The organism is Thermodesulfatator autotrophicus (assembly GCF_001642325.1).
GTDB lineage: Bacteria > Desulfobacterota > Thermodesulfobacteria > Thermodesulfobacteriales > Thermodesulfatatoraceae > Thermodesulfatator > Thermodesulfatator autotrophicus.
This window is the reverse complement of the sequence record NZ_LSFI01000007.1, coordinates 1-15,646: the sequence shown is the minus strand read 5'-3', so window position 1 is coordinate 15,646 and position 15,646 is coordinate 1. Positions and strand designations below refer to the sequence as shown.

Here is a 15,646-nt window from a genome sequence, read left to right as displayed (position 1 = left end):
ATCTTGCAGGGAGCACATTTCCCCTATCGTCATGCGAAGAGCACGAATGCGCGACGAAGTGACCCTACCGGGTCATACGAGGAGCGCGAATGCGCGATGAAGTAATCTCCAGGTAGATTGGGATGAAATTGCTTCGGCTACCAACGCGGCCTCGCAAGACCCTCTTTTCGTCACTGCGAGCAAAGTAGTCTCAGGGACAGGGGAAGCAATCTACAAGCTAAAGGGTTTAATGCCAGCGGCAACTTCAGAAAGTCCTTCCCTATCAAGAATTTTTACCTGTCTTCCTTGAGTTTCTATAAGGCCAAGTTTCTGCAATCTGCCAAACATGCGCGAAAGGGTTTCTGGCGAAGTGCCGAGAAAACTGGCTAACTGGGTTTTGTTCATACCCAGGTCAAAAATATCTCCCCCTGCTTGCTCCCCTAGGTAAAGCAAATATGAAGCAAGTCTTTCTGAAACTTCTTTTAAGGCCAGAGCTTCTACCATGTTTACCAGCTGGCGTAATCTTTGCGACAAAACACCAAGTATATTTAAAGCCAGGGAAGGATCATCTTTAATCAACCCTACAAACTCTTTCCTGGGAAAATAGAGAAGCTCGCCATCTGTAAGAGCCAGGGCGTTAGCTGGAAAATCAAAGCCAGAAAAGACTGGTACCTCCCCAAAAGGCTCTCCAGGACCAAAAAGATGAATAATCTGCTCTTTGCCGCTGGGAGATTCTTTGTAAATTTTAACCCGCCCGGCATACACAATGTAAAATCCGTGGGACTCGTCTCCTTCTTGAAAAATCAGTTCCCCTTTGCGCATTTTTTTAGGATAGGCAATCTTGCTGATGGATTCTAAATGTTTGTCAGAAAGACCTTTAAAAAGAATGGTTTGAGCCAGAAACTCTTTTTTGTCTTCCATGGCTTGCAAAACTCCTTTCTCCGCCTATCATAACCAGAATATGATGGCCATGAAAAGTGAAAGTTCTTTAGTTTTAGGCATAGAAACCGCAAGCCCCTGTGGCGGTGTGGCTGTAGTGGGAGAAGAATTACTCGGAGAAATAACTCTCTCAAGCCAGGAAACACACTCCCGTCGCCTAATGCTTGCCATTGATTACCTTTTAAAACAACTAAAGCTTGGTTTAAAAGATATAGCCGCTATTGGTATTGGCCTTGGGCCAGGAAGTTTTACTGGTCTGCGTATAGGGCTTGCTACGGCTAAGGGGCTTCACCTAGCAAGCGGGTTACCTCTAATTGGCATTTCTACCCTTAAAGCCCTGGCTTATTCCTTAGTTTTTTCCGAAAAACCAGTTTGCGCCGCTCTTGACGCCCGTAGGAGCCAGGTCTATGCGGCTATATATAAACCAAAAGATGGACACCTTGAAGAGATTATGCCCCCTGCCCTGCTTTCGCCAGAAAAGCTTGCTAGCCGTATAAAAGAACCAGCTTATTTTGTCGGCGATGGCGCTAAAACTTATTTTTCTCTCTTTAAAGAAACACTGGAGAACAAATTTTTAATGGCTCCTCCTAACTTGCGTCACATAAGGCCGGCCAATGTGGCTTTTTTAGCCAGAAGGCGCTACTTGAACGGTAAGGTGGATAATCCCTTCAGATTATTACCCATTTATTTGCGGCCCTCAGAGGCTGAGCTCAAAAAAGCAAAACCAGGAGCCTCAAAACCATGATACGCTGGCTTTTCCGTCGTTTGCTAACCCTTGTAGTGACTTTCTGGGGAATCACTATCATTTCATTCCTGGTAATAAGGCTTGCCCCAGGAGAACCTATAAGCCCCATGGCTGACTTTAACCCCAAATTCACTCCCGAGATGCGCGAAAGATTGCGTGCTCAGTACGGCCTGGATAAACCACTTTACGTACAATATTTGCGCTGGGTAAAAGGGCTTATAACCCTTGACCTTGGCCGCTCTTTTGCCCCTGACCGCCGTCCGGTTTGGGATAAAATAAAAGAACGCCTTCCGGTCACCATTCTTATAAACATTCTTTCCATGATTATAATTTTTGCCGTGGCCCTACCCCTGGGAGTGGCCTCTGCTGTTAAAGAGGGAAGCCTCTTTGATAGGGCTACCACGGTTTTTGTCTTCATAGGCTACGCCATGCCTGGCTTCTGGCTGGCCCTCCTTCTCATGTGGCTTTTTGGCATCAAGTGGCCAATTTTGCCCATCTCTGGCGTTCATTCTCTTATGGGCTATGAAAGCATGAGCACTTTTGAAAAAATCCTTGATTGGGCCAGACATCTGGTTTTACCTGTACTGGTATCAGCCTTTGGAGGCCTGGCTGGCCTCTCTCGCTTTATGCGCTCATCTATGATAGAAGTTTTACGCCAGGATTTTATCGTTACCGCCAGGGCCAAAGGCCTACCTGAAAGAGTAGTCATATACAAACACGCCCTGAGAAACGCGCTTCTTCCCGTAATTACTTTGCTTGGTCTTTCAGTGCCAGGGCTGGTGGGGGGAAGTGTAATTTTTGAATCCATCTTTAGTATTCCAGGAGTTGGGCAGCTTATGTGGCAGGCGGTTATGGCCAGAGACTATCCTGTAATCATGGGAAGTTTAGTGATAGTTTCGGTGCTTACCCTGCTTGGCAATCTGCTGGCTGACATATGTTACGCCCTGGCTGACCCTAGAATCAGGCTGGGGAAAACTTAAATGCTTAGAGAGCTTCTGCGTCATCCATTGGGCCTTGCTGGCGGAGCGATAGTATTGCTACTGGTAGTAGTGGCAGTATTTGCTCCTTATATTGCTCCTTATGACCCTCTAGCCGTTAACGTAGAAGCCGTGTTAAGCCCTCCAAGTTTTGCTCATCCCTGCGGAACAGACCTCTTAGGGCGTGATGTGTTATCCCGCCTTATTTACGGAGCTCGTGTTTCTCTAGAAGTGGGAGTCATCGCTGTAGGTATTTCTCTGGCCATAGGAGTAGTGCTTGGGGCTCTGGCCGGCTACTACGGCGGTGTGGTTGATAATCTTATCTCTCGCTTCATAGATATAATGCTTTGCTTTCCCTCTATTTTTCTCATTCTGGCTGTTATAGCCTACCTTGAACCTTCTATAATTAACATCATGATAGTTATAGGGCTTACCAGCTGGATGGGGGTAGCAAGGCTTGTGCGGGCTGAATTTTTAAGCCTCAAAGAAAGAGAGTTTGTCCTGGCAGAAAAGGCCTTAGGGGCCAGCAGTTGGCGGATAATCTTTCTTCACATTTTGCCAAATACTCTTCCGCCTATTTTGGTATCTGCCACCCTAGGAGTGGGTAGTGCCATTCTGGTAGAATCTGCTCTTTCTTTTCTGGGGCTTGGGGTTCAGCCTCCTATGCCTTCCTGGGGCAATATGTTAACAGAAGGCAAAGAAACCCTTGACATTGCCTGGTGGCTTTCAGTTTTTCCAGGAATGGCCATTTTAATAACTGTGCTGGCCTTTAATCTACTCGGTGAAGCTATCCAGGAAATTACCGACCCCCGCCGCCAAAAACGCTAATCAAGACAATTGACTCCAGTTTTAACGAACTTATCTTTTCGGTAGAAAAACGATAAGGAGGTGATAACAATGCCTGAGCTCGTACCCTTTAGACCACTTCGTGAGCTCAAGCGTGAGATGGATAGACTCTGGACAGAGTTCTTTGGAAAAGAAACTTTACCTGAAGCTTTTGAGGCTGAGTGGGTGCCAGCCCTTGATGTTTCGGAAACACAGGATGCTGTAATCGTAAGGGCTGATGTTCCAGGAATTGACCCGAATGAACTTGAGATAACTGTTTCCGGGAATATGCTCACCATTCGGGGTGAAAAAAAACAGGAACGCGAAGAAAAAGGAGAAAACTTCTACCGCATTGAACGCAGTTACGGAAGTTTTGTAAGGAGCATTCAGCTACCTGCTGATGTAGATACGGAAAAAGTTGAAGCTACGTACAAAAATGGTGTTCTAAAAATAGTTTTACCCAAAAAAGCGGAAGCTAAAGGCAAACAAATTCCCGTCAAAGTGGAAAAATAGGCAAATCTCCCGCCTGGGCCCGCTAAAAAGCGGGCCTTTTTATTTACCCTCTTGACGAAAGCCTATTTTCTTGACAATTTGAAGTAGCCGCGGGAGTGGCGGAATTGGTAGACGCTCCGGACTTAGGATCCGGTGGGGCTATTCCCCGTGGGGGTTCAAGTCCCCCCTCCCGCACCAGGGTTTCCCAGCAGTATGAAGGCTTTCCCGAAAAAGCCACTCGTGGAATTTCATGGAATTTCATGCCCAAATTGCCTGCATTTTGCAGGCAATTCTCAGGCAATTTTTGCAGGCAATTTTTAAGAAGTAACCTTTCTGACATTAAGCTGCTCCAACCTAGAAGAATCACCACCAAGAATCCTCTCCTAACAAAAAATTCCAAAAAAGTATAGGGCTTAACATAAGAACAATGTTAAGTCTATTAATCAATTTCTTTGTAAAAGTTCAAGAACTTTTGGCACGTCAAAGGAGGTGCTATATACAAACATTAGGTTACGGCATAAAATGGCCAACTCAGGTTTATTTTGGGAGCTGCTGGCGGTAATCCTGCTGTTCTTCAACCTCAAAAAACGATTCCTAAAAGAAACCACAAATGCAGTGGCCCAAAAAAATCATTGAGCAAATCCGCTATTTGAGGAAGAAATATTCCAACCTGGGAAAAGCCCGTGTTTACGAGCTACTTAAGCCCTGATGTAATGAGAGGTTTAATAGGACGATACAGGAGAATTTGTAGATTTTCATGAAGATTTACGAGAAGCTGGGAGAATGGTTAGTAGAATATAATACGGTATTAGCACATCATAGTTTAGAAATGAAGCCGCTAGTAAAATGGCTTATTGAAAAAGGTCCAGAGTGTCAAAAGTGCTGGACCAATACAACCTTTTGGCTCTACTTCCGTAGGATCGAAGACGTTATAGCCAAAGATTTAAAGAAATAGCAAAACTAAAGCATGTTTGGTGACCTCTTCGGTTTGGACCTTTCCTCTTAACACTAGGGCCTTTTAGGCCCATTCCTTAATATCATTGAAAAAAGCCATATCTTCCCATCCGAAAGGCTTCATATTTCCCTGCCATAAGCGGGTCACAGATGTCAAGCGATAAAGTAGTAAATTGGTAATATGTGTAAGGGGAATCAGAAGTAGAAGACCAAACAATCAATTATTATAGTGAGCATGGATCTTTGAAAGGCTGTCAGAAGTGATGGCGATTGCAGCTTAAGTTGTGCAAAAAATTTGGGGGCATTATCTAGACACGTAGCGCCTCCCTGCCATCCTTACTCAAGATGTAGTTCTCATCGCGGCTCTCAATTGCCTCAACATAAGGACAAGTTAGGGAATAGAGGTAAATTATGTAAAGAAGTTCTTGAATTAGAGGAAATAGTTATACAAAGGCGTAAAAATGGTGCATTTTAGGCAAAATCCGAATCCCATTTTCGACAAAATCATTTATAATGTCTTTTATGCCTCTGGTCGTCCCCGAACCTGGACAGATAGTGATGGTTAGGAAGCAGACTTTTCTGGTGCAGGATGTTCAATCCTACCCAGGCCCTGAAAACATTTATCATAAGGTCAGCCTGGAATCCCTTGAAGACCATCGCCTAGGCACTACTCTCGAACTTATCTGGGAGCTTGAAGTCTCTCCCCAGGTCGAAGACGTGATAAGTTTTCCCGACCTTTCGGACTGGGACCCTCCGGAAAGATTGGCCTCGCTTCTTCTTTCTCTCAAGTGGACCGAGGCTTCGGTATTCGCCAATGACTCGTTTACCGCGCCCTTCCGTGGGGCTATAGAGATTGAACCCTATCAGCTTGAGCCGGTGGCAAGGGCGCTGGCCATGCCCCGGGTCTCTCTCCTTCTTGCGGATGATGTGGGGCTCGGGAAAACGGTAGAGGCCGGCCTTATCCTCCAGGAACTTCTCGCTCGCGGCCGTGTGCGTAAGATCCTGATTCTTTGCCCGGCCTCGCTTCAGAGGCAGTGGCAGGACGAAATGCTTACTAAATTCAATTTGGTCTTCAAGATTATAGACCGTGATGAAATTCTAAGGCTCCAGAGGGAATACGGGCTTCATGTGAACCCTTGGGAATCCTTCACGCGGCTTATCACCTCCATGGACTTTTTAAAACGAGAACCTTATCTCCAGCAGTTCCTGAGCACCACCGAAAACAAAAACGGTGGAAAGCCTGGTATCTCAAAGTGGGATCTTCTTATCGTGGACGAGGCCCATAATTGTGCCCCTTCAGGCCGCAAGGACTATGTTCAGGATTCTGATCGCACGAAGCTCCTCCGCCAGATAACCCCTCATTTTGAACACCGCCTTTTCCTGACCGCCACTCCTCACAACGGCTATACTGAGTCCTTCACCGCCCTTCTGGAGTTGCTTGATCCCCTGCGTTTCACACGTGGCCCCAAAGTGGACCCCCGTCAGGCGAAACTCGTAATGGTGCGGCGACTTAAAAGAGACCTCACCCCTGAGGTTTCCAACCGAACTTTCCCGAAGAGGACCATCAAGGCCTTGGAAGTGGCCCTTTCTCCTAAAGAAAGAGAACTCTTTGACTACCTCGAAGCTTATATTGAGAAGAGACTTGCTAGACCGCTTAAAGACAAAGTTCAAAGAAACGCCTTACGTTTCGCCCTAACCATTCTCAAAAAGCGCCTGCTCTCAAGTTACGCGGCCTTCCGAAATTCCCTTGAAGTTCATTTGGAACATGTAACCAGGCCTACAATCTCAATGACCGAAGAAACTTCTTCCAAGGCTATGGTTTTTGAACGGCTTGCCGAAAGGCTTGCCGAAGACTCGGCCGACGACCTTGAGAAACAGGCCTTAGAGCTGGAAGCCTTAAAAGAAGGGAGCCTTCTTCTTGGAGAAATATCTTCAGAAGAAGGGGAGCTTCTTACCCGCATGTGGGATTTAGTGTCTTCCCCTGAACTTCCCGACACCAAATTGGAAACTCTATTTTCTCTCGCCGATAATCTGATCGCCCAAAAACGACTTATCATCTTCACCGAATACAAGGACACTCTTGATTACCTTTACGAAAAGCTTTCCGTCCGCTATGGAGAAGAGAAGGTGCTTGCGCTTTACGGAGGGATGAATCTTTCCGAGCGCGAAAAAATCAAAGAGGCCTTTCAGGCTCCGCCCTCCGAACATCCTGTGCGTATCCTGGTGGCCACTGATGCCGCTGCCGAGGGTATAAACCTTCAGAACCATTGCCACCATCTCCTGCATTACGAGATTCCCTGGAACCCCAACCGTCTTGAGCAAAGAAATGGCCGCATTGACCGTCACGGCCAGAAAGCCGAAGAAGTAAAGATCTTTCACTTCGTCTATCAAGACCACAAAGATTCAGAATTTCTGAACACCATTGTGCACAAAGTGGAAAAGATGCGGGAGGATCTGGGTTCTGTAGCCGCAGTGCTTGAGGAAAAACTCCACGAAAGAATGCTTGGCCGGAAGGTGAGCCCTCAGGAAATAGAGCGACTCGCCCCCCGGAGAAAACTCGAAGACGAAATTCGAGAAAGACTTTTCGACCTGGAACGTATCCGAAAAATCAAGGCGAAAATAGAAACCATTCGCCACGAGAAGAAAATTTATCCCGAGACCTTGTGCCTTGTTCTCGACCAGGCCCTTAAACTTTCGAGGCATCCCGGTCTTAAAAAACGGGAAGGTTTTGAGGAAGGATATCTTTTGGAAAGTCTTCCACCTTCCTGGGGAAAAGATCTACTTTCAACCATCAGGGATGCCGAAGGGCGGCTTCTTACACTGGTCTTCAAACCAGAGCTTGCCCGGGACTGCCGGGATGTGGTGCTCCTTCACCTGAATCATCCCCTCATGCAGAAGGCTTTTTCAGTCTTCAAGAAAGCCTTTTATTCCCTGGGTTTTACCGGGGAGAAACTTCACCGCGCCTCCTTTGTTGTTATGTCTGATCTTTATTTGAGGGAACCCCAGGCGGTAATCTTTCTGAAACTCCTGGCCTCAAGTGTGCAGGGGCTGAAACTTCATGAGGAACTTTTTTCTCTTCGTTTTTCTTTTAATCCCGGTGAACCTTTGGTGTATTTGACCGAGGATAGAGATTTCGGATTTCTCTTTACCGGAGAGCATCGCCCCATCCCTAGGGAATTGGCCCAAAAAATTCGCTCCTCTTTCCGCAAGAGCCACGATTTAATCGAAGAAAAAATCGAGGCCCTGGAGAAGAAAAAATTCCAGGAGCTTCGGAAGCTTCTTAAGGAAAAGACCACCGTTGAAACCCGAGAAATAAGAAACGTCATTCGCGACCGCCTAAAGGAAATAGAAGCCACCCTGGAAAAACTTCGTAAAGAAAAAGAAAGTCCGCAAAGGCTTCTTTTTTCTCTTGAAGAGCTTCGGCGTATAGATGAGACCCTGCGCGAGGATATAAAGTATCTTGAGGCGCGGCGAAAGACTCTGGAGGAGGATCTTTCAAGAGAGCCTGAAAGAATCAGAACGCGCTATGAACTTAAAACGGTAAAAATATTTCCGGTGGGTGTGTGTTTTGTCTTGCCGGAATCCTTGGTCGAAACAGCTCAGGAAAAATAAAAGCTTTTAAAAGCACAGCTTATTTTGAGTATATTGTATACTAGCAGACCCGATCGAAAACGGTCGGATTAGAGGCAATCATGAAAGTTAAATATTTTGAAGACACAGATACAATACTAATTGAGTTTTCTAATCGAGAAGCAACTGAAACTATCGAAGTTTCTGAAAATCTATAAGTTGATGTCGATAAAGATGGAAAAATTGTGGCTTTAACCTTGGAGCACGCTTCAGAACAGACGGATTTTTTTAAAATATCTTTCTCTCCGTTGTTTTGCTCTAAAGGGAAGGTCCACCTCAACTTGGAGGGAAAATGACCAAAGAAGAAGCAGAAAGAGTCTTAAATATTTTAAAGCAGGCTGATGGAGGATGTGTTTACTGCGCAAAAGAGTTGTTTAAGCTTTTCGTAAAAGAATTTCCCGAATTTAAACAACTTTCCAAAAAGGTTTTTATAAAAGAATTTGAAGAAGAGCTTGAGAAATAAGAAATTATTGTAAAGTTTAACCGAGAGTGAATGGGGCGCGGAGGTAAGAAGAAAAAATCAGTGGAGGAAGCGAGGGATCATCGGCTCTGGCTCTCGCAGGTGGATCTCCACGGCCTGCTTTTAAGCGAGCCTGTGCTTAAACAGCACTTTTCCAAAGGTCCGGAAAAAGTCCCCGATCCGCTTTTTCGGCGTTACCTCCGGGAATGGGAGCGTATAAGAAGCCTGGAAGATACTCCCGAAGAAGCCGTCCCGATCTTGCGCCACTGGCTCAATTTTATTTTCGGCGATCTTCTGGGCTACCGTGCCCCTTACTGGGTTACTGGAAGGGACGTCCCCGAGTCCTGCACCCTTTACCTTGAAGAGCATCGGGAAACCTTAAAGCCCTACGGGGCGATTCTATCCAATGGAAGCCCTCTTTTTCTAGTCTATAAAACTGATTTTGCCCATCCCCTTGACCGGAACGAGAGGCGCCGGCATACATGGCGGGCCTCCCCTACGGTAAAGCTTGAAAGGCTTCTGCGCGGCCTTGACTGCCCATTAGGCCTGGTCACAAACGGCCTTCACTTCCGTCTGCTTTACGCCCCCATGGGGCTTCCCTCCTCCTGGATTACCTTTTCGGCGGAGGCCCTGCGAGGAGACAAGCTGGTTCTCGACGCCTTCTACACCTTTCTCAGGCTCGAGCGTTTTATCGGCGAGAAGAAACGTCTTCTCGTTGAGCTTTGCCGTGAGAGCGAAAAGCGCCAGGCCGAACTTACCGAGACTTTGGGAGAACAGGCCCTTCGAGCCCTTCAAATATTTGTGGAGCGCGCGGAGATAGACGGCCCGGTTTCCCCGCAGGAACTTCATGCCGCGGGCTTAGCCCTCATGATGCGCCTGGTCTTCATTCTCTTTGCCGAAGAGCGCGAGCTTCTCCCCCACGGAATGCCTCTTTATGAAGAGTCCTACAGTCTCGGCAGGCTCCTTTTTCGCCTGGAAGAGGAAAAAAGAGAACACCCTGAGGCCTTTCGCGAGGGCTACGACGCCTGGCCTCGGCTTCAGGCCCTCTTTCGCCTGATTTACCGTGGCTGTCCTCATCCCGATTTAAATCTTCGGCCTTACGGCGGCGACCTTTTCAATCCCGAACGCTTTTCCCTTCTTGACGGAGCGCGCCTGAGGCTCTCAAACGAAGTGGTCTACGAAATCCTCAAGGCCTTGACCAACACCGAGGCGAGAGTTGGCCGGCAAAAGATAGCCCAGCGTGTAAGCTACCGCACTCTTCAGATCGAGCACATCGGCCACATGTACGAGGGCCTTCTGGGTTATGCCGTAAGGGAAAACGAAGAGGGCCAAAGATGCCTTATCCCCTCTGGGCTTCGCAAACGCACCGGCACCTATTACACTCCCAAAATGCTGACCACAGAGGTCGTAAGGCGCACCCTCGGCCCCCTTGACCCCAGAGGACATCTTGAGCCTCAAGATCCTGGATCCGGCCATGGGCTCCGGGGCCTTTCTTGTGGCCGCGGCGGAGGAACTGGCCGAAGCCCTGGTCTCCGCCTGGGAGAGGCGGCGCGAGGAGTTTCCCGAGGCTACTTTAGTGCTTCCCTTTGCCACGCCGGCCAAAGGCCTTGCCGAAGAGGAACCCCTGGCTCAGGAGAGAGACGAAATGCTCATCCAGGCCAGGCGCCTGGTGGTGGAGCGTTGCCTTTACGGTGTGGATGTGAACCCGGAGGCCGTGGAGCTGGCCAAGCTTTCCCTCTGGATAGAAAGCCTCGCCCGCAACAAGCCTTTCACCTTTCTCAATGCGCACCTGCGGTGTGGCAACAGCCTGATTGGCGCCTGGTTCTTTAAAGAAGTGGATGTCTCCATTGGTAGGCGGAAGTCTCTCCGACTGCACCAGCTTGAATTTGTCCCTCAGGAAGTCTTTACGAAGGAGGAAGCCGATTTAAAGAAACTTAACAGGAAACAACTCGAAGATTTAGCCCACGGCCAGCAAGATTTTTGGGGCAATTTCGATCTTCGCAAGTTTCTTGGAAAACTCATTGAACTTCGGCGGGAAATAGACCGGCGGGCCACCGCCACCCCTGATGATTACCGGAACAAGGAGTCTCTTTTAAGACATCTTGCGGAAAGTCCGGAGTATCAGCTTCTCAAGGCCATAGGTGACGCCTGGTGCGCCCTTTGGTTCTGGCCCAGAGATGTCCGTAAACCGACAACTCGGGAATACCGCGCTTACCTCAAAACCCTTATGGAAAATTTCCTCAACTCCCCACTCCCCACTGCCCAATCCCTACTCCCCAAGCCCCCGCAACTCATTTCTGAAGAAAGATTCTGGGAAATATTTTTCACCGTCCGGAAGGTGGCTCAAAAACATCGCTTCTTCCACTGGGAGCTTGAGTTCCCCGAGGTCTTCCTTACGGAAGCCCCAGGCTTTCACGCCGTACTCGGCAACCCTCCGTGGGAAAAGATTCAAGTAGAAGATAAACAGTTTTTCGCTGGAAGGCGTGAAGACATAGTTTCCGCGCGCACCGCTGCCCAACGAGCCAAGCTTATTGAAGTCTTACGTGAAGAAGATCCGCTCCTTTATGAGGAGTACCAAAAGACCCTTTACGACACAAAATGTTTTAGCAGTTTTTTACGTTATTCAAGCCAATACCCGTTAACAGCCCAAGGTCATATAAATTACTACGCTGTCTTCGCCGAGCGAGCACGAACCCTTATGGGCCGGCGGGACGGGCGCGTGGGCCTGATCATCCCCTCCGGCATCGCCACCGACAACACCACCAAGGAATTCTTCCAGAGTATAAGCGAATCTGGCGAACTGGCCTTTCTTTATGACTTTGAGAATAGGGAGGGCTTGTTCAACATTCATCGCAGTTACAAATTTTGCCTCTTTGGACTTTCTGGAAAAGGTGGCGAGAGGGCGGAGCTTACCTTTTTCCTGACGAGGCCCGAACATCTCCGTGAGGAAGACCGCCGCTTCCGCCTCTCCCCGGAGGATTTCCGGCTCTTGAACCCCAACACCCGCACCTGCCCCATCTTCCGCCGCAGGAGCGACGCCGATCTCACCCTCAAGATTTACCGCCACTGCCCGGTGCTCGTGGACGAGACCAGGAAAGACGGTAATCCGTGGGATATTCGGTTTAAACAAGGTCTGTTTAACATATCCAGCGATTCTCACCTTTTCCGTACGCGGGAGGAGCTTGAGGCTGAAGGCTACAAGCTCAAAGGCAACATTTTTGTCAAGGCAGAAGAAGATGTTTACTTACCTCTATATGAAGCTAAGATGATTACTCAATTTGACCATAGACATGGAGATTATAAAGATTTATCTGAAAGACCGTTTAGTAGACCTTTACCTTCCATTTCTACTAAAGAATTACACAATCCGAATTTTGTAATAACACCCTGGTATTGGGTGCGTTTAGATAATATTGATAAAAATATTACTGAATGGCCTAGGTTGTGGTTTTTGGGATTTAGAAGAATAACTAGAGCTATAGATTTATACTCATGTTGGTTTTGTTTTTTGCCATTTGTTGCTACTACTGATACAATTCCAATCATTATTTCTAAACAATGTAGTAATTTTAACTCTTTAGTAGTAAATTACTCAGCCCGACAAAAAATTAGCGGAATTCATTTAGATTTTTTTGTAGTAAAACAACTTCCAATTTTTCCGCCTGATTTTTACAGCATTAACCACTTACTTTTTGCCATTCCCCGCATACTGGAGCTCACTTACACTGCTTGGGACATGAAGCCCTTTGCCGACGACATCTGGGCTGAAGCTGATGAAACTCTTCGCTCTGCCATACGCGAGCAATGGGAGGAAAACGCCCATGAAACCGGAGGACACAAAAACGCAACTCCACCAGACTGGTTGGAAATCATTTATTCTTTAAAACCTAACAATCCCAATAAAAATGTATGCCCTCTCCCACCCTTCAAATGGGACGAAGAGCGTCGGGCCCAAATCCGCGCCGAGCTTGACGCCATTTTCGCCCATTTTTACGGTCTAACCCGTGACGAATTCGCCTATATCCTGGACACCTTCCCCATCGTCCGCCGAAAGGACGAAGAACGTTTCGGCGAGTACCGCACCAAACGCCTCTGCCTCGAACAATACGACCGTTTCGACGGCCAGATCCCCCACCCCAAACCCCTGGACGAAAAGCCAATCACCAAGGTGATCTCCCTCAAAGAGGCCCAAGAAAGAAAGCGAGAAAAACCAACCGTTACTTACGAAGAAATTCAAGAAAAACTTTCCCCGGAATACTCCCTCCCAAAAGCCGCCGAACCTACGAGCGACTACCTTTCTTCCGAAAACCTGGAGCGTATCAAAGAAAAAATCTTTGACTTTTTAGTTGAGTCTAATGAGGCTTTTAGTGCCGAGGAAATAGCTGAAGAACTCAAAATATCACTGGCAATATGCAAGAAAGCACTAACAGAACTTGCTCAAATAAAGATAGTCAAAAAGATTGACAATAAGTTTGTGTTAACGGAGTAATAAAATGTTAGAAAAACCACTTGATGAGATAACCGAGGAAGATCTAGAAACCTTAATAAAAAACGAGGTAATTGAACAAAAAACTTTGGAATACAAACAAAAACTGCCAGGCAATACTGATTCTGAAAAGAAGGAATTTCTGGCAGATATTTCTTCTTTTGCGAATGCAAACGGAGGAGATATTATCTATGGAATAACAGAAGAAAATGGAATACCAAAAGAATTGGTAGGAATAGATGTTGAAGACATAGATAAAGAAATATTAAGACTTGAAGAAATAATAAGAACAGGAATTGAACCAAGGATTCTTAATGTCGAAGTTTACTCTATTAAACTTTCAAATTCAAAGTACGCTTTAATTATTCGTATTCCCAAAAGTTATATTGGTCCACATTGGATAAAATTCAAGGATCATTGCAAATTTTACTCTCGTAGCACAAAAGGAAAATATCGTATGGATATAACAGAATTACGGATTGCATTTACTTTATCTGAAAGGATAGCAGAAAAGGTTCGTAATTTTAGATTGGAAAGAATATCTAAAATCCAGACAAATGATACTCCAATATTATTGCCAGATGGAGCTAAAATTGTTTTTCACATAATTCCTTATAATAGCTTTTATCCAGGAAAAAGATACGATATTTTTAAATTTTTTAGCTTCAAAAAGGAGATATCAAATGGATATGGCTTTGGAAGCCGAGATAGATATAATCTTGATGGTATTCTTAGCTATTCAGAGTCTCTAGAAGGAATGCCAAATTTTTATCTTCAGTTATTTAAAAATGGAATTATTGAAATGGTAAATGCTTATACCTTGGCTCCTAAAAATGGAAATTTAATAATTCCTAGTTTAGTTTTTGAAAAAGTAGTGATTGAATCTTTTGCAAATTATTTAAAACTCCTAAAAATATTAGGAGCGGAACCATCGTTCTTTGTATTCTTATCTTTTGTAAAGATAAAAGATTATCATATGCATCTTGATAAAAGATATCCTTATTATTCACATTTTCGTGACGAAACTGAAATTTATCCTGTTGATCGAGAAAATTTATTAGTTCCAGAAATTTTCATTGAAACTTATGATATTGATCCTGCTAAAATATTACGTCCTTGTTTTGATTCAATATGGAATGCTTGCGGATTTCCAAGATCTTTGAATTATGTCAATAACGGAGAATGGATAGGCAATAAAGGTTAAATTTTTAAGCTTATATATATTCGATAGATCTATGAAAAGGCGCATAAATTGGAAGTTGATGTTAAAACTTGTACAAAAATATAGAAATGAGGCAGAAATATGTCTTAACTCAAAAGCTTATTTTGCTGGCCTCGTTTCTACACGAGCTGCTTTAGAAACTATACTTATGGCAAGATTTTTGTTGGAATTATTTGATTGGTCAGAAAAAGATCTTAAAAAATACAATATTACTATTACAGATGATAACGAAATTTACTTATCTCGGATTCCGAATCTTAAAACTTTAATTGATGAGACTTATAAGGCAAAATTGATTACCAAAACTGGTTATAATGCTGCTCATAGAATTCGAGAATGGGGAAATAAAATTCATTCTGTAAAAGTAACGAATATGAAAAGATTACCTAACATAAGTAGTAGGAATTTGAATGCTAGACTTAAAGATCTTGATTTAGTTATAGACCAACTACTTAAAACAATTTAAAGATCTTTGTAGGAATTCCTGAAAAGCTTAGTTTCCCATATTGAAACGGCTTCAAAACTTGAGGGGTTGCTTAATGTTCAAGAAAAACAATGGCCAACTTACTATCGGCAAACATCTCATATACCAAAATCTCCCAGAAGACATATCTCGCATCAATGAGCTCATTAACTGGCACCCTTCGAACAAATCCTCTTTTCCCTCCATCTCTCTAAAGTCGGCCGTAAAGCCTATAACCCCGTCATGATGTTCAAAATCCTCATCATCCAGCAAATATGGCCACTCTGACCCCCGAAATGGAACTCATGCTTGATAGCCTCAGCTACAGAATCTTCAGAAAGACCAAGCTTTTTCATTTTTTTGCCGAATAGTATCCGATTTTATTGGTTCTATTTGGAGGGGTTTTAAAATTATCACTCCATTTTCGTAAGAAATCTCGAAATATTTCATAGTGTTTCGTCAACTGTGTCCGCA

Annotated in this window: 11 protein-coding genes, 1 tRNA gene and 1 pseudogene; 12 read left to right on the top strand and 1 reads right to left on the bottom strand. The window is 45.3% G+C overall.

Annotation, left to right across the window (positions count from 1 at the left end; genetic code table 11):
• Nucleotides 1–210: 210 nt before the first annotated feature.
• A complete protein-coding gene (locus TH606_RS02240; protein ID WP_068541074.1) occupies nt 211–900 on the bottom strand; it encodes a Crp/Fnr family transcriptional regulator in 690 nt (229 codons plus the stop codon).
• 49 nt (nt 901–949) lie between these two features.
• Here TH606_RS02240 and tsaB point away from each other — a divergent pair, with 49 nt between their 5' ends.
• The 12 genes and pseudogenes from tsaB to TH606_RS12145 all read left to right on the top strand — a co-directional run.
• Nucleotides 950–1,663, top strand: coding sequence for a tRNA (adenosine(37)-N6)-threonylcarbamoyltransferase complex dimerization subunit type 1 TsaB (tsaB, locus tag TH606_RS02235; protein WP_068541116.1), 714 nt, complete (start codon nt 950–952; stop codon nt 1,661–1,663).
• Complete coding sequence (locus TH606_RS02230) at nt 1,660–2,643, top strand: ABC transporter permease (protein WP_068541073.1); 984 nt, start codon at nt 1,660–1,662, stop codon at nt 2,641–2,643. Before tsaB ends, TH606_RS02230 begins: the two co-directional genes overlap by 4 nt.
• Nucleotides 2,644–3,468, top strand: coding sequence for an ABC transporter permease (locus tag TH606_RS02225; RefSeq protein ID WP_068541072.1), 825 nt, complete (start codon nt 2,644–2,646; stop codon nt 3,466–3,468).
• A 69-nt stretch (nt 3,469–3,537) separates the two neighbouring features.
• A complete protein-coding gene (locus TH606_RS02220; RefSeq protein WP_068541071.1) occupies nt 3,538–3,978 on the top strand; it encodes an Hsp20/alpha crystallin family protein in 441 nt (146 codons plus the stop codon).
• Between the two features lie 89 nt (nt 3,979–4,067).
• A tRNA-Leu gene (locus TH606_RS02215) sits at nt 4,068–4,155 on the top strand.
• A 1,278-nt stretch (nt 4,156–5,433) separates the two neighbouring features.
• The gene (gene drmD / locus TH606_RS02205) at nt 5,434–8,523 is read left to right on the top strand and encodes a DISARM system SNF2-like helicase DrmD (protein WP_197460491.1); all 3,090 of its coding nucleotides are present in this window, start codon (nt 5,434–5,436) and stop codon (nt 8,521–8,523) included.
• 80 nt (nt 8,524–8,603) lie between these two features.
• Nucleotides 8,604–8,699: a DUF2283 domain-containing protein gene (locus tag TH606_RS12065; protein ID WP_408033333.1), complete on the top strand. Its 96-nt coding sequence runs from the start codon at nt 8,604–8,606 to the stop codon at nt 8,697–8,699.
• 134 nt (nt 8,700–8,833) lie between these two features.
• The gene (locus TH606_RS11640) at nt 8,834–9,004 is read left to right on the top strand and encodes a hypothetical protein (protein ID WP_197460490.1); all 171 of its coding nucleotides are present in this window, start codon (nt 8,834–8,836) and stop codon (nt 9,002–9,004) included.
• Between the two features lie 1,492 nt (nt 9,005–10,496).
• Nucleotides 10,497–13,490: an Eco57I restriction-modification methylase domain-containing protein gene (locus tag TH606_RS02195; RefSeq protein WP_197460489.1), complete on the top strand. Its 2,994-nt coding sequence runs from the start codon at nt 10,497–10,499 to the stop codon at nt 13,488–13,490.
• 4 nt (nt 13,491–13,494) lie between these two features.
• Nucleotides 13,495–14,691: an AlbA family DNA-binding domain-containing protein gene (locus tag TH606_RS02190; protein WP_068541067.1), complete on the top strand. Its 1,197-nt coding sequence runs from the start codon at nt 13,495–13,497 to the stop codon at nt 14,689–14,691.
• A 58-nt stretch (nt 14,692–14,749) separates the two neighbouring features.
• Nucleotides 14,750–15,175, top strand: coding sequence for a hypothetical protein (locus TH606_RS02185; protein WP_068541066.1), 426 nt, complete (start codon nt 14,750–14,752; stop codon nt 15,173–15,175).
• A gap of 73 nt (nt 15,176–15,248) precedes the next feature.
• Nucleotides 15,249–15,507, top strand: a pseudogene (locus TH606_RS12145) (transposase); the annotation flags it as partial.
• Between the last annotated feature and the right edge of the window lie 139 nt (nt 15,508–15,646).

Bases quoted from the DNA above. Each gene is read 5' to 3' on its own strand.
- TH606_RS02240 (WP_068541074.1), bottom strand. From the start codon at position 900: ATGGAAGACAAAAAAGAGTTTCTGGCTCAAACCATTCTTTTTAAAGGT.
- tsaB (WP_068541116.1), top strand. From the start codon at position 950: ATGAAAAGTGAAAGTTCTTTAGTTTTAGGCATAGAAACCGCAAGCCCC.
- TH606_RS02230 (WP_068541073.1), top strand. From the start codon at position 1,660: ATGATACGCTGGCTTTTCCGTCGTTTGCTAACCCTTGTAGTGACTTTC.
- TH606_RS02225 (WP_068541072.1), top strand. From the start codon at position 2,644: ATGCTTAGAGAGCTTCTGCGTCATCCATTGGGCCTTGCTGGCGGAGCG.
- TH606_RS02220 (WP_068541071.1), top strand. From the start codon at position 3,538: ATGCCTGAGCTCGTACCCTTTAGACCACTTCGTGAGCTCAAGCGTGAG.
- drmD (WP_197460491.1), top strand. From the start codon at position 5,434: ATGCCTCTGGTCGTCCCCGAACCTGGACAGATAGTGATGGTTAGGAAG.
- TH606_RS12065 (WP_408033333.1), top strand. From the start codon at position 8,604: ATGAAAGTTAAATATTTTGAAGACACAGATACAATACTAATTGAGTTT.
- TH606_RS11640 (WP_197460490.1), top strand. From the start codon at position 8,834: ATGACCAAAGAAGAAGCAGAAAGAGTCTTAAATATTTTAAAGCAGGCT.
- TH606_RS02190 (WP_068541067.1), top strand. From the start codon at position 13,495: ATGTTAGAAAAACCACTTGATGAGATAACCGAGGAAGATCTAGAAACC.
- TH606_RS02185 (WP_068541066.1), top strand. From the start codon at position 14,750: ATGTTAAAACTTGTACAAAAATATAGAAATGAGGCAGAAATATGTCTT.